The following is a 22,890-nucleotide window of genomic DNA, read 5'->3' as shown; positions in this document are numbered from 1 at the left end:
CTGCTCACGGCTCGCGAGAGGCGCGCGTGCGGGGTTCAGCCGAAGCGGCCGGAGACGTAGTCCTCGGTGGCCTGCACGGTGGGGTTGGAGAAGATGGTGGTGGTGTCGTCGTACTCGATCAGCTTGCCCGGCTTGCCGGTGCCCGCGATGTTGAAGAACGCGGTGCGGTCGGAGACGCGGGAGGCCTGCTGCATGTTGTGCGTGACGATGACGATCGTGTAGTCCACCTTCATCTCCTCGATGAGGTCCTCGATCGCGAGGGTGGAGATCGGGTCCAGCGCCGAGCAGGGCTCGTCCATCAGGATCACGTCGGGTTGCACCGCGATTGCGCGGGCGATGCAGAGGCGCTGCTGCTGGCCGCCGGAGAGGCTGGAGCCGGGCTTGTCGAGACGGTCCTTGACCTCGTTCCAGAGGTTGGCGCCGCTGAGCGACTTCTCGATCAGGGCGTCGGCGTCGCTCTTGGCCATCCGCTTGTTGTTCAGCTTCACGCCGGCGAGCACGTTGTCGCCGATCGACATGGTGGGGAACGGGTTGGGGCGCTGGAACACCATGCCCACCTGGCGGCGCACGAGCACCGGGTCGACGCCGGGACCGTAGAGGTTGTTGCCGTCGATGAGCACCTCACCGTCGACGTGGGCGCCGGGGATGACCTCGTGCATGCGGTTGAGGGTGCGCAGGAACGTGGACTTGCCGCAGCCGGAGGGGCCGATCAGCGCGGTCACGGTGCGCGGTTCGATGGTCAGTGACACACCCTCGACGGCGAGGAATTTGCTGTAGTAGACGTCGAGGTCGTTGACTTCAATGCGCTTGGACATGTGTTCCTTCGAATCTGAGAATCAGGAGAGGCTGAGGTGGTGGCGGCGTCAGCGGCCGAGTTTGGGGGAGAAGGTGCGAGCGACGAGGCGGGCCACCAGGTTCAGCAGCATGACGATCACGATCAGGGTGAGCGCTCCGGCCCAGGCCCGGTCGATGTACGCCTGCGAGTCGGCGCCCTGGCTGGCGTACTGGTTGTACACGAACACCGGCAGGGTCATCATCCGCTCGCTGAACAGGTCGTAGTTCATGCTGGCGGTGAAGCCGGCGACGATCAACAGCGGCGCGGTCTCGCCGATCACGCGGGAGATCGAGATCATGATGCCCGTGACGATGCCGGCCAGCGACGTGGGCAGCACCACCTTCACGATGGTCAGCCACTTGGGCACACCGAGCGCGTAGGCGGCCTCGCGCAGCTCGTTGGGCACCAGCTTGAGCATCTCCTCGCTGGAGCGCACCACGACGGGGATCATCAGGACCGACAGCGCCACCGACCCGCCGAAGCCGAACCGGATGCCCGGGTCGTTGAACAGGAGCGAGAACAGCGCGTAGGCGAACAGGCCGGCCACGATCGAGGGGATGCCGGTCATCACGTCGACGAAGAAGGTGATTCCGCGGGCGAGCCGGCCGCGGCCGTATTCGGTGAGGTAGATCGCGGTGAGCAGGCCGATCGGCACCGAGATGATGGTGGCGAGCCCGGTGACGAAGAGGGTGCCCACGATCGCGTGCAGCGCCCCGCCGCCGGCGCCGACGACGTTGCGCTGGGATTCGGTGAAGAAGCTCGGGGTGAGGAACGCCGGCAGCCCGTTGACGATGGTGGTGCCGACGAGGGAGATCAGCGGGATCAGGGCCACGACGAAGGCGATGGTGACCAGGGCGGTGACCAGGCGGTCCTTGGCCCGGCGGATGCCTTCGACGAAGTAGGAGAACAGGAACAGGGCGATGCAGTACAGCACGGTGCCGAAGAACAGGGTGCCGGCCCAGTTGAAGGTCTCGGTGGCGCCGGCGAGGAAAATCACGACGAAGAAGGCGCCCGTGACGATCCAGCTGGCGGCGAGCACCATCATGGGCGAGTTCTTGGGCAGCTTGCCGGCGGTGAGGGAGTTGGTGACGGGAGTCGCGACAGTCATGGTGCTCATCAATTCGCTCCAGAGAAGGCCTTGCGGCGGTTGATGATCACGCGGGCGATCATGTTGACGATCAGCGTGATGACGAAGAGCACGAGGCCGGTGGCGAGCAGGATGTTGACCCCCACGCCGTGTGCCTCGGGGAAGTTTAGGGCGATGTTCGCGGCGATGGTGTTCGAGTTCTGCGAGGTGAGCAGCTGGAAGATCACCTCGGGGTTGGGGGAGAGCACCATGGCAACGGCCATGGTCTCACCGAGTGCCCGGCCGAGGCCCAGCATGGCGGCGGAGATGATCCCGGCGCGGCCGAACGGCAGCACGGCCATGGTGATCATTTCCCAGCGGGTGGCGCCGAGGGCCAGGGAGGCTTCCTCGTAGAGCACCGGGGTCTGCAGGAAGATCTCCCGGCAGATGGCGGTGATGATCGGCAGCACCATCACGGCCAGCACGATGGCGACGGTGAGGATGGTGCGGCCGGTGCCGGAGACGGGGCCGGCGAAGAGCGGGAACCAGCCGAACCACTCGACGAGGTTGGCGTAGAACGGCTGCACCAGGGGGGCGAGGACGCCGATGCCCCAGAGGCCGAACACCACGGACGGCACGGCGGCGAGCAGGTCGATGAGGTAGCCCAGGCCCTGCGCCAGCTTGCGGGGCGCGTAGTGCGAGATGAACAGCGCGACGGCGATGGCCACCGGCACGGCCATCAGGAGGGCCAGGAAGGCCGACCAGACGGTGCCGAAGGCGAGCGGCGCCACGTAGGACCAGAAGTTGGAGAAGTCTCCCTTGAAGGCATCCGCCGGCGCCACGAAGGCGGGGATGCTCTGCACGAACAGGAACAGGGCCACGGCGGCCAGTACGGCCAGGATCAGGCTGCCTGCCACCACCGTTGCGGTGGAGAAGATGCGGTCGCCCGGTCGTTCCTTGGCCTTGATCGCAATACGGTCAACTGCGGTCGTCATTCCGAGCGTCTCCCTGGAGGGGTGAGGTGATACCGGTAAGGGTGGATCGTGAGCCGGACCCCAAGCCTCAGTGTGCCCGACCGGGCGACCGCGTGCAACGCGATCGCCCTGCCGGGCAGTGTTACTGAAGCCGGAAGCTCAGCGGGTGTTGAGTTACTTGACGGTCTCGAGGACCGCGGCGACCTTGGACTGCAGGTCGGCGGACAGCGGAGCGGCACCGGCGGAGGTCGCGGCCTCTTCCTGGCCGGCCTCGCTGGCCATGTAGCTGACGTACTCCTTGACGAGGGCGCCCTGTTCGGCGTCGGCGTACTCGGTGCAGACCAGCGCGTAGCTCACGAGCACGAGCGGGTAGTGCGTCGCGTCGGTGGTGAGGCGGTCCAGCTTGATGGCCAGGTCGTTGTCCTCGCGGCCTTCGACCAGCGGCGAACCGTCGACGACGGCGGCAGCTGCTTCGGCGGTGTACTCGACGAACTCGTCGCCGACCTTGATCTTGGCGACTCCGAGGTCACCGGCGCGGGAGGCGTCGGCGTAGCCGATGGTGCCGGTGCCGTTGGTGACGGCGTCGACGACACCGGAGGTGCCCTGGGCGCCCTCACCGGTCTGGTACGGGAACGGGTCGGCCGGCTTCTCGGTCCACACGTCGGGTGCGGCCTGGAAGAGGTAGTCGGCGAAGTTCTTGGTGGTGCCGGAGTCGTCCGAGCGGTGCACGGCGGTGATCGCGGTGGCGGGCAGGTCGGCGTCCTCGTTCAACGCGGCGATGGCCGGGTCGTTCCAGGTGGTGATGGCGCCGGTGAAGATCTTCGCGAGGGTGTCGGCATCCAGGTTGAGGTCGGTGACGCCCTCGACGTTGAAGATGACGGCGATCGGGGAGATGTAGACCGGCAGGTCGACGGCGGTGGTGTCGGGGGCGCAGGCGGCGAACGTGCCGGCCAGCTCCTCGTCGCTCAGGTAGGAGTCCGAACCGGCGAAGTCGGTGCCGCCGGCGATGAAGGTCTCGCGACCGGCGCCGGAGCCCGACGGGTCGTAGTTGATGGTGACGTCGGGGTTGGCGATCTGGAAGGCGGAGATCCAGGCTTCCTGGGCGGAGCCCTGCGAGGAAGCGCCGGCGGCGTTGATCGTGCCGGAGAGGGTGCTTTCCTCGGCGCCGTCGGTGGGCGTGCTGGCGCCACCTTCGTTGGACGCGCAGGAGGAGAGAACGAGTGCTGCGGCAATGGCAATGACCGCCGGGCGGCCAAAACGCATGAGATTCACAAGGATCCTTTTCAGGTCGAATACAGGGAATGCGATCACAGGAGAATCCTGCAAACAAAGGCCGGTGCTGGCCCTTGAGAGACGCTAATCTCTGCGGTTAACGACACTCCCTCTCCCGGGTGAACGGGAGGTAAACGGAATCCGACGGCTCGGCCTCAACGACAACGCCCGCAACCGGGTCGGGTTGCGGGCGATCGAGTCGGTGGGTGGGACCGGCCTACACGCGCGGCGGGTGGCTCTCGATGGCCAGGATGCCGGCGCTCGGGTTGTCGCTGGAGAGGTGCACGACCGAGAACCCGCTGGGCGCGAGAGCGGCGGCGTTGGAGAGCTGGTGCGTCACCGGGGAGCCGGTGGCCAGGGCGATCTCCCGCAGGATGTCCGGCAGGACCGGTCCGTGGCTGCACAGCACCGCGGTCTTGCGGGCACGGATGCGCTTGCCGACGTTGTGCCGCACGTCGGAGGTGCCCTCTTCCCAGGCGTCCTGGCTGATCAGGTCGGTGCGCTTGAACGCCACACCGGTCGCCGCCGCCAGCGGTGCCACGGTGGTGACGCAGCGGGTGGCGGTGCTGGTGAAGATGCGTTGCGGCTGCCACGCGCTCACGGTGCCCACCAGGGCGGCGGCCTGCGCGACCCCGCGTTCGCTGAGCGGACGGGTGGCGTCGGGGCCGGACCAGTCGTTGGGCGCGGTGGCCTTGGCGTGCCGCAGCGCGATGATCGCGAAGGTGCGGGTGATGCCCTGCCCCACGAGACCCGCGAAGGCGTCGATGATCTCCACGTCCGGGGCGTAGCTGAGGTACGTCCTGGCCTTCTTGATGGTGACCCATTCCAGGGCCGCGACCTCGCCGTTGGGCACGAAGGTGGAGTGCAGGATGTGCTCCGGCAGCACCTCGGCCGCCCAGTAGTGCACGACCTTCAGCTTGCCGTTCGGCATCGGGTACTCGGAGACCCCGAGCGGAACCCCGAGCGCGATCGCCAGCCCGGTCTCCTCCTCGATCTCCCGCACCGCGGTGACCGGTAGCGTCTCGCCGGGGTCGACCTTGCCCTTGGGGATGGTGATGTCGCCGTGCACGGTGCGGTGGATCAGCAGCACGTGCATCTTGCCGTCGATCAGCCGCCAGCAGACCGCGCCGGCAGCGTAGACGATGCCAGGGTCACTCATCGGCGGCTCACCGGGCGCTTCCGCTGCCCGATCTGCTGCATCAGACGGTTCTGCATGTCGTCCAGCGGCTTGCCGTCCACGTCGAGGTGGTGACGCGTCCATTCGCCGGTGCCGTCCAGCCACCACGACGAGGTGCGTTCGTCCATCGCCCGGGTGAAGAGGGCGTCGACCTCGTTGAGGTGCCGCGGGTCCACCAGGCGCACCAGCGCCTCCACCCGGCGGTCGAGGTTGCGGTGCATCATGTCGGCGCTGCCGATGAACACCTGCGTCTCGCCGAGGGTGTGGAAGCAGAAGATCCGGGAGTGCTCGAGGTACCGGCCCAGGATCGACCGCACCCGGATGTTCTCGCTCAGGCCGGGCACGCCGGGCTTGAGGCTGCAGATGCCGCGCACCCACACGTCCACCGGCACGCCGGCCTGGCTGGCCCGGTAGAGCGCGTCGATGATGTCCTCGTCGACCATCGAGTTGACCTTGATCCGGATGCCCGCGGGCTTGCCGGCGGCCGCGTTGGCGGTCTCGTCGGCGATCCGCTTGAGCAGGGCCTTCCGCAGGTGCAGCGGGGCCACCAGCAGGCGTTTGAACTTCTTCTCGATGGCGTAGCCGGAGAGCTCGTTGAACAGCCGGGTGAGGTCCTTGCCGACCTGGTCATCCGCCGTCAGCAGGCCCATGTCTTCGTAGATCCGGCTGGTCTTGGGGTTGTAGTTGCCGGTGCCGATGTGGCTGTAGTGCCGCAGCACGCCCTTCTCGTAGCGCACCACGAGGGCGAGCTTGCAGTGGGTCTTGAGCCCGACGAGCCCGTAGACCACGTGCACGCCGGCCTTCTCCAGCTTGCGCGCCCAGGAGATGTTGGCCTGCTCGTCGAAGCGGGCCTTGATCTCCACCAGCGCGAGCACCTGCTTGCCGGATTCCGCGGCGGCGATGAGCGCCTCCACGATCGGGCTGTCACCGGAGGTGCGGTACAGGGTCTGCTTGATGGCGAGCACGTTCGGGTCCGCCGCGGCCTGCTCGAGGAACGCCTGCACACTGGTCGCGAACGATTCGTAGGGGTGGTGCAGCAGCACGTCGCCCCGGCCGATGGCCCGGAAGATGTCGGGTTCCTCGTTGGGTTCGCCGGTGAGCAGCTGCGCCGCGGTGGTGGGAACGTGCTTGGTGTAGTGCAGGTCGGGGCGGTCGATGCGCAGGTCGAACAGTCCGCCGAGGTCCAGCGGGGCGGGCAGGCGGTAGACCTCCTGCTCGGTGACGTCGAGTTCACGCACGAGCAGGCCCAGGGTCACCTCGTCCATGTCCTCGGTGACCTCGAGGCGGATGGGCGGGCCGAACCGGCGACGCAGCAGCTCCTTCTCGAGCGCCTTGATCAGGTTCTCGGTGTCGTCTTCCTCGATCACGACGTCCTCGTTGCGGGTGACCCGGAACACGTGGTGTTCGAGGATGTCCATGCCGGGGAAGAGGTCCTCGAGGTGGTTGGCGATGAGGTCCTCGAGGGTGATGAAGCGCACCTTGTCGACGGATTCGGTGCGGTCCACGCGCACGAAGCGCGGCAGCATCGAGGGCACCTTGAGCCGGGCGAATTCCTGCTTGCCGGTCTTGGAGCTGTGCAGCCGCACCGCCAGGTTGAGCGAGAGGCCGGAGATGTAGGGGAACGGGTGCGCCGGGTCGACGGCCAACGGCATCAGCACCGGGAAGATCTGGTTGGAGAAGTAGCCGCGCAACGACCGGCGGTCCACGTCGGAGAGGCTGTCCCAGGTGACGATGTCGACGCCGTGCTCGGCCAGGGCGGGGCGCACCAGCTCCTGGAAGGCGTGCGCGTGCCGGTCCTGCAGTACGTGGGCGGCCTTGGAGATGTCGGTGAGCACATCGTGCGGGGCCCGGCCGACATTGGTGGGCACGGCGAGGCCGGTGAGGATGCGGCGCTTGAGGCCGGCGACGCGCACCATGAAGAACTCGTCGAGGTTGCTGGCGAAGATTGCCAGGAAGTTCGCCCGCTCGAGCACCGGCAGGGCCGGGTCTTCGGCAAGTTCGAGTACCCGCTGGTTGAAGGCGAGCCAGCTCAGCTCGCGATCGAGGTACCGCTCGCTCGGTAGTGCGGGATCGTTTTTGCCGATCTGAGGGTCAAAATCGTCGTCGAGTTCGCTCTCGAGCCCTGAGGTGCCTGGGATGTTGTCGCCGTCCATCTGTCCATCTTGACACCCGGCGCCGAGCGGGCGCGACGATCACGGTGAACGGAACGTTAACGAGGGCTGCGGTGGTACTGCACATCGACCGTGCGGTCGGTGAATCCGAGGCTGCGGTAGAGGCCGACCGGGCCGGTGCTCTCGGCCTCCACGTACAGCTCGACGGCCGTGCAACCCCGTTCGCGGAGGCGCCCCAGGCCGGCCAGCATGAGGGCGCGGCCGAGGCCGGCGCCGGCCGCATCCGGGTGCACGCCGAGCACGTAGATCTCGCCGGTGGTGGAGCCGGGTTCGACCTTGAGCCAGTTGTAGCCGAGGACCGGCCCGGGCGCGGCGTCCGAGGTCGATCGGGCCAGGAGCAGGTCGCCGGCGTCGAACCAGGGTTCGTCCTGCCGGGCGGCGAGGTCGGCGTCGGTGATGGCGCCCTGTTCCGGGTGCTCGGCGAAAACGAGGGCGTTCAACCGCACCCACTCGGCGGCATCGCCGGGGTCGGTCGTGGTCGCCGGGCGGAACGGGGTGATGGCCACACCGTCCGGCAGCGCGGGGGAGTCGTCGGCGTCGGTGAGCGGCCGGTCCAGCTGCAGCAGGGTGCGGGCGGCGCTGAAGCCGAACCGGTCGGCGAGGGCCCGCGCGCCGGGGTGGTCGCCGTGCGCCCAGGCGGTGAGGTCGCCGGACATGCCGCCCTCGTCCTCGAACAGGCGGCGGAGCGCGGCGGTGGCGTGGCCGCGCCGGCGGTAGCGCGGGTGCATGACCAGGTCGACCTGGCCGCGGCCGAAGATCGCGGCGCCGACGGCGTCTTCGCCCTCGAGCAACAGCTGCGGCTGGCGGTGGCCGCTGCGCACGTCGAGCATGGCCTGTTCGTTGAACGGGCGGTAGCCGTCGGTGTGCGCGGCCGCGTCGGCGACGTCGTGGAACCGGGCCGCGAAGGCGGCGTCGGCCAGGTCAGGCGCCGACAGAGTGAGCGACACGCTCGCCGTCCTCTTCGTACACGTTGAACCGGTAGCCGACGTTGCGCACGGTGCCGATCAGGGATTCCTGGTCGCCGAGCTTGGCGCGCAGGCGCCGCACGTGCACGTCGACGGTGCGGGTGCCACCGAAGTAGTCGTAGCCCCAGACCTCGCTGAGCAGCTGCTCACGGGTGAACACCCGCGACGGGTGCGCGGCCAGGAAGCGCAGCAGCTCGAACTCCTTGTAGGTGAGATCGAGCGGCTTGCCGTGCACCTTGGCTGAGTAGCTGGCCTCGTCGATGACGACACCGGCGGCGCGGATGGTGGGGGAGGGTTCGTTGTGCGGAGTGCGGCCGGCGGCGAGTCGGATGCGCGCATCCACCTCGGCGGGACCGGCCGTGTTGAGCACAACATCGTCGACCCCCCAGTCCGGGCTGACGGCCGTGAGGCCGCCCTCGGTGATCACCAGAAGCAACGGAACGCTGCTCCCGGTGGTGCGCAGGATCTGGCAGAGCGACTTGGCGCCCATCAGGTTCGATCGCGCGTCGACCAGGATCAGGTCGGAATCGGGCGCGGTGATGAGCTGATCCGGCTGCGCCGGAATGAGTCGTGTGCTGTGTGACAGCAACGCCAGGGCTGGGAGAACTTCGTCGTTCACCGCCGAGGTCAGGATCAACAGCTGCGCCACGCAGGTCCTCCAAGTATCTTGCGACTCATACTAGCGTGCCACGGAATGCGACTCTGGCGTGCAGAATGGGTCTGTGAGCTGGAAGCGTTTGAGTGTTGTGATGATTTGGCTGGTCGCCGCGGTCTGTGCGGTACTGACCGGCGTGCTCGTCGCCCCGGAAAATCGGCTGGTGTGGACCAGCCTGTCCCTGGCCGGATGCACGATCCTCACCCTCGCAGCCCAACTGTCCACGGGGCAGAAAGAGGGATACGTGAGCCGGGTCACGCAGAGCTTGGTCGGCGCCGTTCTCGTGCTTGCCGCCGCGACCGGCATTTTCGCCGTGATCGGCCTTGCATAACGGTTCGGCGTTTCGGCCGCGCGGCGCGCGCCAGCGGCTAGAGTTGGGGCATGTCAACGCTCGCACTTGAAATCCTGTTCCTGGGCCTCCTCGCGCTGGCCAGCCTGTCGATCGCCTGGGTTTCCGGCGTTGTGCTGTTCAAGCTGTTCCGGGGCCAGCGGTAACCGAAGTGTACGAACTCCCGGTCGGCTTGCCGTCCGAGCTCGTTCCCTTGTCGTGGCTGCTCGGCGTCTGGGAAGGCTCGGGGATCCTCGACTACACCGTCGGCGGCACCACCGTCACCCGCGAATTCGGTCACCGCATCAGCTTCAGCCATGACGGCCTGCAGCACCTGAACTACAGCTCGTACACCTGGCTGGAGCCCGAGGCCGGCGACGCCGCCGCCTCTTCAACTCCCGCCGCATCCGCCGAGGGTGCCGCCGCCGGTGCGAGCACAGCCGCCGGTGCGGCCATCCCGCTGATGACCGAGACGGGCTACTGGCGGCTCAGCCGCCCGCAACAGGCCGGCGACCCTGGTCCCGGCCTGCTGCCCGGTGTCGGCGCCGCCCCGTTCCAGAGCGCCGAAGCCGTGGAGACCCTGCGGAACGCCGACGGCGGGTTCGACATCGAGGTGAGCCTGGTGCATCCGGGCGGCATCATCGAGCTCTACCTCGGCCAGGTGAAGGGCCCCCGCATCGACCTGGCCACCGACGCCATCGTGCGCACGAGCGGCGCCAAGCCGTACGCGGCCGCGACCCGGCTGTACGGCCTCGTCGACAAGCACCTGCTCTGGGCCTGGGATATCGCCGCCCTCGGCGAGGACCTGCGCACACACGCCTCCGGCAGGCTCAGCCGCGTGGCCTGACCGGCACCACCCCGACCAGCCGCACCCGGCTGAGGCCGAACACCAGGGCCCCGGCGGCGAGCACGGCGACGGCGATCAGCACCACGTAGCCCGACACCGCGCCATACCCGGTCACCGGGTTGAGGAACGGGTACGGCACCCAGCCATCCGTCGCCCCGCGCAGGAGCACCACGGCGCACCACAGCGTCGGGTAGATCAGCACCAGCCACAGCCGGCCCCACCGATGGCGGTCCCGGTCGGCGAAGACGAGCCAGTCGAGCAGGCAATAGACCGGGAACACGACGTGCAGCACGGTGTTCGCCCAGGCCAGGTCGACGCCGCCGGCCAGCCCAGCCAGCAGGGTGTTGTAGACGAGTCCGACGACGACCAGGTACGCCGTCGTCGCCGCCCGAGCCAGCTCCAGCCAGTCCGGGACCGCCCGGCCGAGCAGCACCAGCACCGCCGTGGCGAGGAGGACACCTGCCGCGAGCAGGTTGCTCTGGATGGTGAAGAAGCCGAAGAAGTTGAACGGGTTGATCGTGGCGCGGGCCGCGGTGGAGAAGAAGGTGGCGGCCACCGCGATCACGGTGAGCGCCCCGGCCGTGAGGCGGAGCGCGGCAGGCAGGGTGGCGGGAACAGTCATCGGTGACTCCTCGTCGGGGCGGGCAGCCGGCCTGGCGGGAATACCGGGTGCCCGGCAGGCCGTTGGGTTAGCATATGGGCCGGAGTTCCGGTTGTCGACTGCCCGGTCTTCGCGGCAGCGTTCCCGGAGCTTCCTTGAAGGAGAGCGCAATGACCAGCAGCACCGAACCACTCGTTCCGGCCGCCGCATCGCCCCTGCTCGAACTCGACGGTGCCGTGGAGGCCCTGGGCATCGACGCCGGCGTCGCCGCCCACTACGGGAGCCCGAACTCCGAACAGCGCAAGCTCCTCGCCGGCACGGCCATCGTCGACCTCTCCCACCGCGGGGTGCTGTCCATCTCCGGGCCCGACCGGCTCACCTGGCTGAACTCGATGTCCAGCCAGGAACTGCGCGGCCTCACCCCGGGCCAGTCCACCGAGACTCTGCTGCTCGACCCGGCCGGCCACCTCGAATACGCCATCGCCCTCGTCGACGACGGCGTCGAAAGCTGGCTGCTCGTCGAAGCCGCCGAACTGCCCGGCCTGCAGACCTTCCTCGACCGGATGCGCTTCACCCTGCGGGTGCAGGTCGTCGACCACACCCTCGCCTACGCCACCATCGGCACCATGGCCGCGGACCCCGCCGCCGTCGCGCTCGCCCCGGCCGCGCCCAACGGGGTGCCGCTGGTCTGGAACGACCCGTGGAACGCCGTCGCGCCCGGCGGCTGGCAGTACGCCACCACCGCCGGCCACCCCGGCGCCGGATGGCGGTGGACCGAGGTGCTGATCGACCGGTCGGCGCTGCCCACCCTGCGGGACACCGTCGCCGCCGGCACCGTGACCGCAGCCGGCCTGCTCGCCCTCGAAGCGTTGCGCATCGCCGCCTGGCGCCCGCGCGGCGCCCTCGACGCCGACGAGCGCACCATCCCGCACGAACTGGACTGGCTGCGCACCGCGGTGCACCTGAACAAGGGTTGCTACCGCGGCCAGGAGACCGTCGCCAAGGTGCACAACCTCGGCCACCCGCCGCGCCGGTTGGTGCTGCTGCACCTGGACGGTTCGGAGTCGGTGCTGCCCGCCCACGGCGACGAGGTACAGGGCGACCGGTTCGTGGCGAACGCGGAACCGGAACGCCGCACCGTCGGCACTATCACCTCCAGCGCCATCCACTACGAACTCGGACCGATCGCGCTCGCCGTCGTCAAGCGCACAGTGCCGGGAACGGTGACCCTGCACGTGCTCTCCCAGGGCCTGTCGATCACCGCCAGCCAGGAGGTCATCGTGCCGGAGTCGGCCGGGTCCGTCGCCGAGATCCCGCGGCTGCCGCGGCTGGGTGTGCGGGCGCCGCGCGGCTGAATCCCAGCCGGTCACAGGCATCCGCGGGACTTTCGTCACGCCCGCGGGTGCGGCAGGCCCACGCGCGCCTCGCTAGAGTTGGACCATGTCTGCTCCTTATACCCTCATCCTTCTCCGCCACGGCAACAGCACCTGGAACCAGCAAAACCTCTTCACCGGTTGGGTGGATGTGCGTCTGAGCGACCAGGGCCGGGCCGAGGCGCTGCGCGCCGGCGAGCTGCTGGCCGAGTCCGGCCTGCTGCCGGACATCCTGCACACCTCGCGCCTCACCCGCGCAATCCAGACCGCCGACATCGCCCTCGAAGAGGCCGACCGCCTGTGGATCGACGTCAAGCGCTCCTGGCGCCTCAACGAGCGCCACTACGGCGCCCTGCAGGGCCTGGACAAGGCCGAGACCCTCGCCAAGTACGGCCCCGAGCAGTTCCAGACCTGGCGCCGCTCGTTCGACGTGCCGCCGCCCCTGCTCGACGACACCTCCGAGTGGACCCAGGTGGGCGACGCCCGCTACGCCGACCTCGGCGACGAGGTGCCCCGCACCGAGAGCCTCAAGGACGTCATCGCCCGGATGCTGCCGTACTGGGAGTCCGACATCGCCGCCGACCTCCGCACCGGCAAGACCGTGCTCGTCACCGCACACGGCAACTCGCTGCGCGCGCTGGTCAAGCACCTCGACGGCATCTCCGACGCCGACATCGCCGAGCTGAACATCCCCACCGGCATCCCGCTGGTCTACCGCCTCGACGAGGACCTCAAGCCGATCGGTGCGGGCGAGTACCTCGACCCCGCCGCCGCTGCCGCCGGCGCCGCCGCCGTCGCGGCCCAGGGCAAGAAGTAACCCCAGCCCCACAAGGAAAAGCCCCCGTCTCCGACGGGGGCTTTTCTCGTTGATCGAGCGTGTCGAGATCCCCGTGCGGGGTCTCGACACGCTCGACCGGCGGTACTGGTTCGGGCGTTAGACCTCGATCGATGACGGCTGGTGCCAGTCGCCGGTGCCCAGGTACTGCACCTTCTTCGCGATCGACACCGCGTGGTCGGCGAACCGCTCGTGGTACCGGCTGGCGAGGGTCGCGTCGACGGTGTCCGCCGCCTGGCCCTTCCAGGTCTCGCCGAGCACGGCGTCGAACACGCTCAGGTGCAGCGCATCCACCTTGTCATCCTCGTTGCGGATGGCCTCGGCCAGCTTCATGTCCTCGGTGGTGAGCAGCTCGGCGAGCATGTTCGCGATCTTCACGTCGAGGGCGCCCATCTGGGCGAACGTGGGCCGCAGGCTCTTGGGGATCACCTTGTCGGGGAACCGGTACCTGGCCAGCTGGGAGATGTGCGTGGACATGTCACCCATCCGCTCCAGCGACGCGCTGATGCGCAGCGCGCTCACCACGATGCGCAGGTCCCGCGCCACCGGCTGCTGCCGGGCGAGGATGGTGATGGCCAGCTCGTCCAGCTCGACCGTGAGCGCGTCGATCTTGTCGTCGTCGGCGATGACCTCTTCGGCCAGCGCGACATCCGACTTATTGAAAGCCTTGGTGGCCTTCTCGATGGAGATGGCCACGAGGCGGGCGATCTCGGCGAGACGATCCTGCACCTCGGCAAGCTCCTGCTGAAATACTTCACGCATGTATCTGTGGTCCTTCCTGGTCGCGCCAAAGCGCGCGAACGCATGAGGCCCGCCTGGCCCCCACCAATACTGGCGAGCGGAGGTTAACGGCAGGTGCCCTGCGATTGAACAGTTCCTAAAGTAGCGTGTGCCCACCCTTGCCGCGCCGAACCGGCCATGGGATAGTCACTAATCTGGTCAAATGGAATCGACCTGGCTCGTGTTGCTGTCCCTGGCACTGGGCCTCGCTGTTGGCGGAGGGTTCGTGACCTTGCTCTATGTGGCGGAGCGGCACGGCAAACGGGCCGCCGAGGTGGTCAACCCGGCGGTGCCCGACGGTATCGACCAGGTGCTCGACGCCCTGGAAAGCGCCGGACTGGTGCTGGACCCGTCGAACAACGTGATCAAGACGTCCCCGGGCGCCGTGAGCATGGGACTGGTGGTCAACCAGCAACTCGCCCACCCTGAACTGCTCGACCTGGCCCGCGGCGTGCGGCGCACCGGCGACGCGGTGTCGGAGGACCTCGTCCTCTCCCGCGGTCCGTTCGGCGACGCGAGCATGCACCTGCGGGTGCGACTGGCCCGGCTCGGCTCCCGGTACGTGCTGCTGCTGGCCGAGGACCGCACCGAGGCGTTCCGGCTCGACGAGGTGCGCCGGGACTTCGTCGCCAACATCAGCCACGAACTCAAGACCCCGATCGCCGCCGTCGGCCTGCTCGCCGAGGCCCTCGGCCACGCCGCCGACGAACCCGTGCAGGTGCGCCGGTTCGCCGACCGCCTCACCACCGAGGCCGGTCGTCTGGCCCGGCTCACTCAGGAGATCATCGAACTGTCCCGGCTGCAGGCCCAGGATGCGCTCCGCGAGCCCGAACTGCTCTACATCGACGACATCGTCAGCGCCGGCGTCGACCAGAACCGGGTCGTGGCGGAGGCCGACCGCATCACCATCGCGGTAGGCCGGAAGTCCCGGGCGCGGGTCTACGGCGACGAGCGGCTGCTCGTCATGGCCGTGCACAACCTCGTCGCCAACGCCGTGCACTATTCGGCGCCGGGCTCCAGGGTGGGCGTCGGTGCCCGCGTCACCGACGGCGTGGTCGAGATCACCGTCACCGACCAGGGCGTCGGCATCCCCGAGGGCGACCTCGACCGCATCTTCGAACGGTTCTTCCGCGTCGACCAGGCTCGCGCCCGCAACACCGGCGGCACCGGTCTCGGCCTGTCCATCGTCAAGCACGTCGTGCAGATCCACGGCGGGGACATCCGGGTCTGGTCCCAGCCCGGCAGCGGCTCCACCTTCACCATTCGCCTGCCAGAGGCGAGCCAACCCGCGTTAGCGGCGACAGGAGACACCCCATGACCCGAATCCTTCTGGTTGAAGACGAGCAGGCGCTCAGCGAACCGTTGAGCTTCCTGCTCGAGCGGGAGGGCTACGAGGTAGCCGTGGCCGAGGACGGTCCGGGCGCCCTCGCCGAATTCGACCGTGCCGGCGCCGACCTGATCCTGCTCGACCTCATGCTGCCGGGCATCCCCGGCACCGAGGTGTGCCGGGAGATCCGCACCCGCTCGTCGGTGCCGATCATCATGCTCACGGCCAAGGACTCCGAGGTCGACATCGTGGTGGGGCTCGAGCTGGGCGCCGACGACTACGTCACCAAGCCGTACTCCACCCGGGAACTGCTCGCCCGCATCCGCGCCGTCTCGCGCCGGCACACCGAACCGGTCGAAGAGGATGACGGTGTGCTCACCGCGGGTACCGTGAGGATGGACATCGAACGGCACACCGTGTCGGTGTCCGGCGATGTGGTGAACATGCCCCTGAAGGAGTTCGAACTGCTGGAGTTCCTGCTGCGCAACGCCGGCCGGGTGCTCACCCGGGGCCAGCTGATCGACCGCGTCTGGGGCAGCGACTACTTCGGCGACACCAAAACGCTCGACGTGCACATCAAGCGCATCCGCTCACGCATCGAAGCGACCCCGTCCGAACCGACCATGCTCGTCACCGTGCGCGGCCTGGGCTACCGCTTCGAGGCCTGACCGGCGCACCCGCCCAGATACGCGAAATGCCCCTTGAGCGAAAGCCAAGGGGCATTGTGCGTGAAGCGACGCCGTTACGGTGCGGTGGTGGCTTCCGGGGTCGCGGTGGGAGCGGGCGTTTCCGTCGGCTCAGCGGTGGCCGCGGTGGTGGGCGTCGGCTTCTCGGTGGGCACCAGGGTGGAGTACTGCGACAGGGTGCCGTCGAGCACGGGCACCAGCAGCTCGGTGCCGGTGTAGTCGCCGTACTGGAAGAACACCGGGAACAGGGAGCCCGCAGCGACGTCGCCCTCGACGAGCACGCTGTCGCCGCCCTCGACGCCGATCTCGCCGGTCGAATTCGCGTCGATGGTCACGGTGGTGTCGACCTTGTCGTCGACGCCCTCGTACTGCACGAGCAGGTCGATGTCTTCATCGCTCGAGTTCACCACGTGCACGAGCAGGTTGGCGGTCTCGCCGTTCGCGGTGAGGAGCATGGCGTTGCGGATGGCCAGATCGCCGACGTTGCCGCTGACGCCGTCGCTGGCGTCGTAGTGGATCGTCGTCGCCTGGGGAGCGGACAGGTTGCAGCCCGTCGTTCCCAGCAGGATGCCGGCCGCCACAACGACGGTTGCCATGGTTCGCGCTCTCACAAGACCTCCACAAGAGTTCAGCGTTCAGCCGAAGTGGCGTGAACGCTGCAGATTTGGCTTGAGTTTACCTTACGGATTGAACCGGCCCGGGCGCGTCCGGGGGAGAGCCGTGATACCGCGCCGGAAGGGTGCCGGGGAGGGGTGGTATCATAGACGTTGCTGAAGGGATTTCAATACATGTTATTTGAAGTTGGCGAAACAGTCGTCTATCCCCACCACGGCGCTGCGACGATCACCGAGGTGAAAACTCGCATCATCAAGGGTGAAGAGAAACTCTATTTGAAGCTGAACGTCACCCAGGGTGACCTCACGATCGAAGTCCCGGCCGAGAACGTCGACCTGGTCGGAGTGCGTGATGTCATCGGCCAGGACGGCCTCGACAAGGTCTTCGAGGTACTCCGGGCGCCGTTCACCGAGGAACCTACCAACTGGTCACGGCGGTACAAGGCCAACCTGGAGAAACTGGCCAGTGGCGACGTGATCAAGGTGTCGGAGGTCGTTCGCGACCTGTGGCGCCGAGACCAGGACCGTGGCCTCTCGGCCGGGGAGAAGCGGATGCTCGCGAAGGCGCGGCAAATCCTCATCTCCGAACTGGCCTTGGCCGAAAAAACCGACGAGGACCGGGCATCGAGCGTGCTCGACGAGGTGCTCGCCTCATAACAACTCCTGTTCATGCGGCAGGCGGCGCCCAACGGCGCCGCCTTTCGCATGTTCACGGTCTCCGCTCCACCCCTTTCCAGCCCTCTTTCCACCCCGCTTCACCGCGCCCCACCAGATAGCCTCCAGACATGACTGAAATCCCGGTTCCCGCCGTCGCGGTCATCGTCGTCGCCGCCGGCAGCGGCAGCCGGCTCGGCCGCGACCAACCCAAGGCGTTCGTACCTCTGGGCGGCCGCGCCATCCTCGACCACGCCCTCACCGGCGTCTTCGGCCTGGCCGAGGCCGCGCAGGTCATCGTCGTGGCCCCCGACGCCCAGCTCGCCGAGGCCCGCACCATCGCCGGTCGTGTCGCCGGCACCGCCGACGGCTACCTCGATGTCGTCGCCGGGGGAGCCACCAGGCAGGACTCCGTGGCCCGCGGTCTCGCGCAGGTGCGCGCCGGGGTGAGTGTCGTGCTCGTGCACGACGCCGCCAGGGCGCTCACCCCGGCCGGCCTGATCGATGCCGTCGTCGCCGCCGTGCGCCGGACCGGCCACGGCATCGTGCCCGGCCTGCCCGTGGTTGACACGATCAAGAGCGTCGACGCCACCGGCACGATCCTCGGCACTGTCGACAGGTCGCTGCTGGCCGCGGTGCAGACCCCGCAGGGCTTCCCCCGCGACATGCTCGACGCCGCGTTCGCCTGGGCCGCCACCCTGCCGGCCACGGATGCCGCCGGCCGGGACCTCACCGACGACGCCGCCCTCGTTGCCGCGGCCGGCAACCCCGTCACCGTCATCCCCGGCGACCCGCTGGCGTTCAAGGTCACCACCGCCTGGGACCTGCGCCGGGCCGAACTCCTGCTCGGCGACACCGCACCCACCGCCGTACCCAGCGCCACCGCCGAGCCGCGCGTCGGCACCGGCGTCGACGTGCACGCGTTCGACGACACGAGCGCGCTCTGGCTGGCCGGTCTGCACTGGCCGGGGGAGCGCGGCCTGTCCGGGCACAGCGACGGCGACGCCGCCGTGCACGCCATCTGCGATGCTCTGCTCGCCGCTGCCGGGTTGGGCGACATCGGCCAGGTCTTCGGCACCGCCGACCCACGGCTCACCGACGCCCACGGCGAGGTGTTCCTCACCGAGACCCTGCGGCTGCTGACCGAGGCCGGCTACCGGGTCGGCAACGTGTCCGTGCAGATCATCGGCAACCGCCCCAAGCTCGCCCCGCGACGCCTCGAAGCACAGGAACTGCTCACCGGCATCCTGCGTGCACCGGTATCGGTGTCGGCCACCACCACCGACGCGCTGGGCTTCACCGGGCGCGGCGAGGGCATCGCCGCACTGGCCACCGCCGTCATCCACCCGAGCATCCGACCGGGCCTCGCCTAAACTGAACCAGTGAGCATGCGACTATACGACTCGAAGGCCCAGGCCCTTCGCGATTTCCTGCCGATCGTTCCGGGCAAGGTGGGAATCTACGTCTGCGGACCCACGGTGCAGTCGTCCCCTCACATCGGCCACCTGCGCAGCGCCCTGGTCTACGACCAGCTGCGCCGCTGGCTCAGCTACCGCGGCAACGACGTCACCTTCGTGCGCAACGTCACCGACATCGACGACAAGATCCTGATCAACGCGCAGGGCACCACCGAAGAGTGGTGGGCGCTGGCCTACCGCTACGAACTCGAGTTCACCGCCGGCTACCAGAAGCTGGGCATCCTCGCGCCCACCTATGAACCGCGGGCCACCGCGAGCGTGCACGAGATGCAGGACATCGTCGTGCGTCTGATCGACAACGGGCACGCCTACCCGGCCGAGGACGGCTCCGGCGACGTCTACTTCGACACCCGCAGCTGGCCCACCTACGGCGAACTCACCCGGCAGAACCCCGACAACATGGAAGCCGCCGCCGACGCCGACCCGCGCGGCAAGCGCGACCCGCGCGACTTCGCCCTGTGGAAGGGCCACAAGGAGGGCGAACCCGCCTCCGCCGCCTGGCGGTCCCCCTGGGGCGCCGGCCGGCCCGGCTGGCACATCGAGTGCTCCGCCATGGCCGCCCGCTACCTCGGCCCGCAGTTCGACATCCACGGCGGCGGCCTCGACCTGCGCTTCCCGCACCACGAGAACGAACTCGCGCAGTCCACCGCCGCCGGCGACGGTTTCGCGAACTTCTGGGTGCACAACGGCCTGGTCAACACCAACGGCCAGAAGATGTCCAAGTCGCTGGGCAACTCGGTGTACGCCGCGGAGCTGCTCGACCAGGCCCGTGCCATCGTCGTGCGCTACTACCTGGGTGCGGCGCACTACCGGTCCACCCTCGATTTCCATGAGGGCTCCCTCGCCGAGGCCGAAGCCGCCCTCGAACGCATCGAAAGCTTCCTCGACCGCGCCGACCGGCGCCTCGCCGACACCCGGTTCGCCGGGTCCGGGGTCGAGATCGTGCCGGATGACTTCGCCACGGCCATGGACGACGACCTCGCGGTACCGCAGGCGCTCGGCGTGCTGCACGAAACCGTGCGTGCGGGCAACGCCGCCCTCGACGCCGAAGACCTGCATGCCGCCGCGGCCGCCCGCGGCCAGGTGCTCGCCATGAGCGAGGTGCTCGGCATCAACCCGCTGTCACCGGGCTGGGCCGTGTCCACGGACGAACCCGCCATGGTGGCACTCACCGCCCTCGTCGAGCGCCTGCTCGACGACCGCGAGACCGCAAGGACCAGCCGCGACTACGCGGCCGCAGACCGTATCCGGGACGAGCTCGTCGCCGCCGGCATAACCATCGAAGACACCCCGTCGGGTGCACATTGGAGTTTTGACTGATGAAGAACACAGATCGCAAATCGCGCACCGGCGCGGTGCGCAAGGGCAGCAGGGGACCCCAGGTCGGCTCCGGCGGACAGGGTCGCCAGGCCCTCGAGGGCAAGAAGCCCACCCCCAAGGCCGAAGACCGTCCGTACCACCCCGCAGGCAAGGCCAAGGCTGCCAAGGACCGCTTCGCCGCGGCCGGCGGCGGCCGCAGCCGCGCGCCCGGCGGCTCCGGCTCCGGCGCCCCGCGCACCGGCCGCAACACCGGCACCGGCAACACCGGCGGCGGCGGTTCGTCCACCCGCAAGGCCAAGTCGGATGCCGAGTTCGAGGTCGTCACCGGCCGCAACTCGGTGCTCGAGGCGCTGCGCGCCAAGATCCCCGCATCCGCGCTGTACGTGGCCACCCGCATCGAAATGGATGACCGGGTCAAGGAAGTCCTCAAGCTCGCGACGACCCGCAACATCCCGGTGCTCGAGGTCATGCGCCCCGAGATCGACCGGCTCTCCGGTAAGGACGCCGTGCACCAGGGCCTCGCGCTCAAGGTGCCCGCGTACGAGTACGCGCACCCGATCGAGCTGCTCGACCTCACCATCAGCCGCGGCCACAAGCCGCTGTTCGTGGCGCTGGACGGCATCACCGACCCCCGCAACCTCGGTGCGATCATCCGTTCCACCGCCGCGTTCGGCGGCCACGGCATCATCGTGCCGCAGCGTCGCTCCGTGGGCGTCACCGCCTCCGCCTGGAAGACGTCGGCCGGTGCGGCCGCCCGCCTGCCCGTCGCGATGGCGAGCAACCTCACCCAGACGCTCAAGTTGCTCAAGGAGCGCGGCGTGCTCGTGATCGGCCTCGACGGCGGCGGCGACACCGAGCTGCCCGAGCTGGGCATCGGCTACGCCGAGCGCCCGATCGTCGTGGTTGTCGGCAGCGAGGGCAAGGGGCTGTCCCGCCTCGTCACCGAGACCTGCGACGCCATCGTGTCGATCCCGATCAACGCGAACACCGAGTCGCTGAACGCCGGAATCGCCGCCGGTGTGACGCTGTACGAGATTTCGAAGCTGCGGGCTGTTGCGGCTGCTGCCAAGGCGGCCACGAAGGCTGCGCAGGGATAGGTTTCCCTGCAACGCGTAAGTCACGGCGCGGATCGTTCCTGAGGGGAGGGTCTGCGCCGTTTCTTGTTGGGGCGGGGCTGTGGGCAGGCTCAGGGCCTGCTGATTATGGGATGCGGATGCCCGGGTGAGTGCCGCGGGTTTCCGTTGCAGAGGCTCCGGCGGTGCCGCTCCGTGGGGCGGGCCGGGTGAGTTGCCACGTGGGGCCCACTGCCGTGCCCTGAAGGGGCCTCAACTGGCAAGTCGTCGCCGGCGCCGATGGTGAGTTGCCAGTTGACGGCCATTGCGGCGCGCTGAGAGGGCCTCAACTGCCATCTCGCGTGGAGGAGCTTCCGCGAGTTGCCGCAAAGTGCCCCTTGCGGGCGTGCGAAGGGGGAACTTGGCGGAAGTGGGTGCATCCGGTTTTCGCGAGAACGCTCAAAGTGCCCCTTCAGCTCGGCTGAAGGGGCACTTTGCGGCACGTCAGGGGCGGCGGGTCAAACGTTGAGGCGCCAGTCGTCCACGTCGGCGTCCGCGGCGTCGATGTCCTCGTCGTCGAGCTCCGGCACGTCGATCGGCGTGGTCGGCGGGTCGATGACGGTGGCCTCGTCGCGGCGGTGACGGAGCACATCCTGCACATAGGAGGTGACGGCCTCGGCCAGGGGGATGTCCCGGTTGGCGTTCTGAGCCATGAACCAGCGGTGGTCGAGCAGCTGGTGGAAGACCTCGGCCGGCTCGAGCTTGCCCTTGAGCTCACGGGGGATCGCGCGCACCACGGGCTCGAAGACGCGCATCAGCCACTCGTGCGCCATCATCTCCTCATCGGCATCCGGGTTACCGTATGCGACGCCGTAGGAATCCAGGTCGTTGAGCAGGCGACGGGCCTGGTTTTCCTCGGCGTCCAGGCCCGCCAGGCGCAGCAGGCGGCGCTGGTGGTGACCGGCATCCACGACCTTGGGCTGGATGCGCACGGTCGTGCCGTTCTCGTCGGTCTTGATCGCGAGTTCCTCGATGTCGAAGCCGAGGTTGTTGAGGCGTTCGACGCGCTCGGTGATGCGCCACCGCTCACTGCTCGCGAAGGACTCGGAGCCGGTGAGCTCCTTCCAGAGCAGCCGGTAGGCGGCGACGATTCCGTTGCTCACGTTGATCGGGTCCAGCTCGTCGGCCACGCGGCCGCCGGCCTCGAGGTCCATCAGCTCGCCGGCGATGTTGACCCGGGCGATCTCGAGGTCGTTCTCGCGCTGGCCGTTGGAGAGGCCACCGGGGTAGAGCTGCCCGGTCTCGGCGTCGACGAGGTAGGCGGCGAAGGCGCCGGCGTCGCGTCGGAAGAGGGTGTTCGACAGCGACACGTCGCCCCAGAACAGGCCCACCATGTGCACCCGCACCAGCAGCAACGCCAGGGCGTCGACGAGGCGGGTGGCGGTGTCGGGCCGCAGGGCCTGCGAGTAGAGCGCCCGGTAGGGCAGCGAGAACTTGAGGTGCCGGGTGACCAGCACGGAGTTGAGCGGGTCGCCGTCTTCGTCGGTGCGGTTCGTGATCACGGCGAGCGGTTCGACGCAGGGGATCTCCAGGCCCTGCAGGGTACGGAGCATGTCGTACTCCCGCTTGGCCATCTCGCTGGTGGTCTCCTTGATGGCGACAACGCGGCCGCTCAGGTGCGCGAACCGCACGAGGTGGCGGGAGAGGCCCTTAGGCAGCGAGGCGATGTTCTCGTTCGGCCAGGCGTCGAGCGGAACGTTCCAGGGAAGGTCGAGCAGGGCCGGATCGGCCGTGGCGGAGGTGATGTTCAGGGAGCCGCTCATGTGGAGCCTAACTGTCGGCAGGGCAGCGAAGCCCCGCGGGTGGCCTCGGCCGGTAGC

The 22,890-nt window shown here is 68.7% G+C and carries 22 protein-coding genes; 10 read left to right on the top strand and 12 right to left on the bottom strand.

Features of this window, described 5'->3' with window-relative positions; all coding sequences use genetic code 11:
* Positions 1-35: 35 nt before the first annotated feature.
* From pstB to ACU5E9_RS08295, 8 genes are all read right to left on the bottom strand, one after another.
* Entirely contained in the window at positions 36-815 is a 780-nt protein-coding gene (gene pstB, locus ACU5E9_RS08330; protein WP_456813149.1) for a phosphate ABC transporter ATP-binding protein PstB, read from the bottom strand.
* A 48-nt stretch (positions 816-863) separates the two neighbouring features.
* Positions 864-1,952, bottom strand: coding sequence for a phosphate ABC transporter permease PstA (pstA, locus tag ACU5E9_RS08325; protein ID WP_456813148.1), 1,089 nt, complete (start codon positions 1,950-1,952; stop codon positions 864-866).
* Positions 1,952-2,896, bottom strand: a complete 945-nt coding sequence (gene pstC, locus ACU5E9_RS08320) for a phosphate ABC transporter permease subunit PstC (protein WP_456813147.1) — start codon at positions 2,894-2,896, stop codon at positions 1,952-1,954. Before pstC ends, pstA begins: the two co-directional genes overlap by 1 nt.
* A gap of 153 nt (positions 2,897-3,049) precedes the next feature.
* Entirely contained in the window at positions 3,050-4,147 is a 1,098-nt protein-coding gene (pstS, locus tag ACU5E9_RS08315; protein ID WP_456813146.1) for a phosphate ABC transporter substrate-binding protein PstS, read from the bottom strand.
* 217 nt (positions 4,148-4,364) lie between these two features.
* Positions 4,365-5,306 carry an NUDIX hydrolase gene (locus ACU5E9_RS08310; RefSeq protein ID WP_456813145.1) on the bottom strand — a complete coding sequence of 314 codons (942 nt, stop codon included), beginning with the start codon at positions 5,304-5,306 and terminating at the stop codon, positions 4,365-4,367.
* Positions 5,303-7,477, bottom strand: a complete 2,175-nt coding sequence (locus tag ACU5E9_RS08305; protein WP_456813144.1) for an RNA degradosome polyphosphate kinase — start codon at positions 7,475-7,477, stop codon at positions 5,303-5,305. The genes ACU5E9_RS08310 and ACU5E9_RS08305 overlap by 4 nt, the downstream gene beginning before the upstream one ends.
* Positions 7,478-7,533: 56 nt before the next feature.
* Positions 7,534-8,442, bottom strand: coding sequence for a mycothiol synthase (mshD, locus tag ACU5E9_RS08300; protein ID WP_456813143.1), 909 nt, complete (start codon positions 8,440-8,442; stop codon positions 7,534-7,536).
* Complete coding sequence (locus tag ACU5E9_RS08295; RefSeq protein WP_456813142.1) at positions 8,417-9,109, bottom strand: winged helix-turn-helix transcriptional regulator; 693 nt, start codon at positions 9,107-9,109, stop codon at positions 8,417-8,419. The genes mshD and ACU5E9_RS08295 overlap by 26 nt, the downstream gene beginning before the upstream one ends.
* Positions 9,110-9,209: 100 nt before the next feature.
* Between ACU5E9_RS08295 and ACU5E9_RS08290 the strand changes: the two genes are divergently transcribed.
* Both ACU5E9_RS08290 and ACU5E9_RS08285 read left to right on the top strand, forming a co-directional pair.
* Positions 9,210-9,446, top strand: a complete 237-nt coding sequence (locus tag ACU5E9_RS08290) for a hypothetical protein (RefSeq protein WP_456813141.1) — start codon at positions 9,210-9,212, stop codon at positions 9,444-9,446.
* Between the two features lie 169 nt (positions 9,447-9,615).
* A complete protein-coding gene (locus ACU5E9_RS08285; RefSeq protein WP_456813140.1) occupies positions 9,616-10,290 on the top strand; it encodes an FABP family protein in 675 nt (224 codons plus the stop codon).
* Here the strand turns inward: ACU5E9_RS08285 and ACU5E9_RS08280 are convergent.
* Positions 10,274-10,912: a Pr6Pr family membrane protein gene (locus tag ACU5E9_RS08280; RefSeq protein WP_456813139.1), complete on the bottom strand. Its 639-nt coding sequence runs from the start codon at positions 10,910-10,912 to the stop codon at positions 10,274-10,276. The two genes, ACU5E9_RS08285 and ACU5E9_RS08280, sit on opposite strands and share 17 nt — an antisense overlap.
* Before the next feature lie 149 nt (positions 10,913-11,061).
* On the opposite strand from ACU5E9_RS08280, the gene ygfZ reads away from it, so the two are divergent.
* Both ygfZ and ACU5E9_RS08270 read left to right on the top strand, forming a co-directional pair.
* Entirely contained in the window at positions 11,062-12,246 is a 1,185-nt protein-coding gene (ygfZ, locus tag ACU5E9_RS08275) for a CAF17-like 4Fe-4S cluster assembly/insertion protein YgfZ (protein WP_456813138.1), read from the top strand.
* A gap of 85 nt (positions 12,247-12,331) precedes the next feature.
* Complete coding sequence (locus ACU5E9_RS08270; protein WP_456813137.1) at positions 12,332-13,081, top strand: phosphoglyceromutase; 750 nt, start codon at positions 12,332-12,334, stop codon at positions 13,079-13,081.
* A gap of 117 nt (positions 13,082-13,198) precedes the next feature.
* On the opposite strand, the gene phoU is transcribed toward ACU5E9_RS08270, so the two are convergent.
* Positions 13,199-13,861 carry a phosphate signaling complex protein PhoU gene (gene phoU, locus ACU5E9_RS08265; protein ID WP_456813136.1) on the bottom strand — a complete coding sequence of 221 codons (663 nt, stop codon included), beginning with the start codon at positions 13,859-13,861 and terminating at the stop codon, positions 13,199-13,201.
* A gap of 181 nt (positions 13,862-14,042) precedes the next feature.
* Between phoU and ACU5E9_RS08260 the strand changes: the two genes are divergently transcribed.
* Positions 14,043-15,197 (top strand): sensor histidine kinase, encoded by a 1,155-nt coding sequence (locus ACU5E9_RS08260; RefSeq protein WP_456813135.1) that lies wholly within the window; start codon positions 14,043-14,045, stop codon positions 15,195-15,197.
* A complete protein-coding gene (locus tag ACU5E9_RS08255) occupies positions 15,194-15,874 on the top strand; it encodes a response regulator (protein WP_456813134.1) in 681 nt (226 codons plus the stop codon). The genes ACU5E9_RS08260 and ACU5E9_RS08255 overlap by 4 nt, the downstream gene beginning before the upstream one ends.
* Positions 15,875-15,948: 74 nt before the next feature.
* On the opposite strand, the gene ACU5E9_RS08250 is transcribed toward ACU5E9_RS08255, so the two are convergent.
* Entirely contained in the window at positions 15,949-16,488 is a 540-nt protein-coding gene (locus tag ACU5E9_RS08250) for a hypothetical protein (RefSeq protein ID WP_456813133.1), read from the bottom strand.
* A 192-nt stretch (positions 16,489-16,680) separates the two neighbouring features.
* On the opposite strand from ACU5E9_RS08250, the gene ACU5E9_RS08245 reads away from it, so the two are divergent.
* The 4 genes from ACU5E9_RS08245 (at position 16,681) to rlmB (ending at position 21,055) form a co-directional block, all read left to right on the top strand.
* The gene (locus ACU5E9_RS08245) at positions 16,681-17,163 is read left to right on the top strand and encodes a CarD family transcriptional regulator (RefSeq protein ID WP_456813132.1); all 483 of its coding nucleotides are present in this window, start codon (positions 16,681-16,683) and stop codon (positions 17,161-17,163) included.
* Positions 17,164-17,291: 128 nt separating this feature from the next.
* A complete protein-coding gene (gene ispD / locus ACU5E9_RS08240) occupies positions 17,292-18,533 on the top strand; it encodes a 2-C-methyl-D-erythritol 4-phosphate cytidylyltransferase (RefSeq protein WP_456813131.1) in 1,242 nt (413 codons plus the stop codon).
* Positions 18,534-18,542: 9 nt separating this feature from the next.
* Positions 18,543-19,958, top strand: coding sequence for a cysteine--tRNA ligase (gene cysS, locus ACU5E9_RS08235; RefSeq protein WP_456813130.1), 1,416 nt, complete (start codon positions 18,543-18,545; stop codon positions 19,956-19,958).
* Positions 19,958-21,055: a 23S rRNA (guanosine(2251)-2'-O)-methyltransferase RlmB gene (rlmB, locus tag ACU5E9_RS08230; RefSeq protein WP_456813129.1), complete on the top strand. Its 1,098-nt coding sequence runs from the start codon at positions 19,958-19,960 to the stop codon at positions 21,053-21,055. The genes cysS and rlmB overlap by 1 nt, the downstream gene beginning before the upstream one ends.
* A 473-nt stretch (positions 21,056-21,528) precedes the next feature.
* On the opposite strand, the gene ACU5E9_RS08225 is transcribed toward rlmB, so the two are convergent.
* Positions 21,529-22,833 (bottom strand): DUF4032 domain-containing protein, encoded by a 1,305-nt coding sequence (locus tag ACU5E9_RS08225; protein ID WP_456813128.1) that lies wholly within the window; start codon positions 22,831-22,833, stop codon positions 21,529-21,531.
* Positions 22,834-22,890 lie beyond the last annotated feature (57 nt).

This window comes from Cryobacterium sp. AP23, from assembly GCF_054075385.1.
Note: the sequence above shows the minus strand (reverse complement) of the source record. Positions and strands in the feature narration are given on the sequence as shown.

Bases quoted from the DNA above. Each gene is read 5' to 3' on its own strand.
- pstB (WP_456813149.1), bottom strand. From the start codon at position 815: ATGTCCAAGCGCATTGAAGTCAACGACCTCGACGTCTACTACAGCAAA.
- pstA (WP_456813148.1), bottom strand. From the start codon at position 1,952: ATGAGCACCATGACTGTCGCGACTCCCGTCACCAACTCCCTCACCGCC.
- pstC (WP_456813147.1), bottom strand. From the start codon at position 2,896: ATGACGACCGCAGTTGACCGTATTGCGATCAAGGCCAAGGAACGACCG.
- ACU5E9_RS08310 (WP_456813145.1), bottom strand. From the start codon at position 5,306: ATGAGTGACCCTGGCATCGTCTACGCTGCCGGCGCGGTCTGCTGGCGG.
- ACU5E9_RS08305 (WP_456813144.1), bottom strand. From the start codon at position 7,477: ATGGACGGCGACAACATCCCAGGCACCTCAGGGCTCGAGAGCGAACTC.
- ACU5E9_RS08290 (WP_456813141.1), top strand. From the start codon at position 9,210: ATGATTTGGCTGGTCGCCGCGGTCTGTGCGGTACTGACCGGCGTGCTC.
- ACU5E9_RS08280 (WP_456813139.1), bottom strand. From the start codon at position 10,912: ATGACTGTTCCCGCCACCCTGCCTGCCGCGCTCCGCCTCACGGCCGGG.
- ygfZ (WP_456813138.1), top strand. From the start codon at position 11,062: ATGACCAGCAGCACCGAACCACTCGTTCCGGCCGCCGCATCGCCCCTG.
- ACU5E9_RS08270 (WP_456813137.1), top strand. From the start codon at position 12,332: ATGTCTGCTCCTTATACCCTCATCCTTCTCCGCCACGGCAACAGCACC.
- phoU (WP_456813136.1), bottom strand. From the start codon at position 13,861: ATGCGTGAAGTATTTCAGCAGGAGCTTGCCGAGGTGCAGGATCGTCTC.
- ACU5E9_RS08260 (WP_456813135.1), top strand. From the start codon at position 14,043: ATGGAATCGACCTGGCTCGTGTTGCTGTCCCTGGCACTGGGCCTCGCT.
- ACU5E9_RS08255 (WP_456813134.1), top strand. From the start codon at position 15,194: ATGACCCGAATCCTTCTGGTTGAAGACGAGCAGGCGCTCAGCGAACCG.
- ACU5E9_RS08250 (WP_456813133.1), bottom strand. From the start codon at position 16,488: ATGGCAACCGTCGTTGTGGCGGCCGGCATCCTGCTGGGAACGACGGGC.
- ACU5E9_RS08245 (WP_456813132.1), top strand. From the start codon at position 16,681: ATGTTATTTGAAGTTGGCGAAACAGTCGTCTATCCCCACCACGGCGCT.
- ispD (WP_456813131.1), top strand. From the start codon at position 17,292: ATGACTGAAATCCCGGTTCCCGCCGTCGCGGTCATCGTCGTCGCCGCC.
- rlmB (WP_456813129.1), top strand. From the start codon at position 19,958: ATGAAGAACACAGATCGCAAATCGCGCACCGGCGCGGTGCGCAAGGGC.
- ACU5E9_RS08225 (WP_456813128.1), bottom strand. From the start codon at position 22,833: ATGAGCGGCTCCCTGAACATCACCTCCGCCACGGCCGATCCGGCCCTG.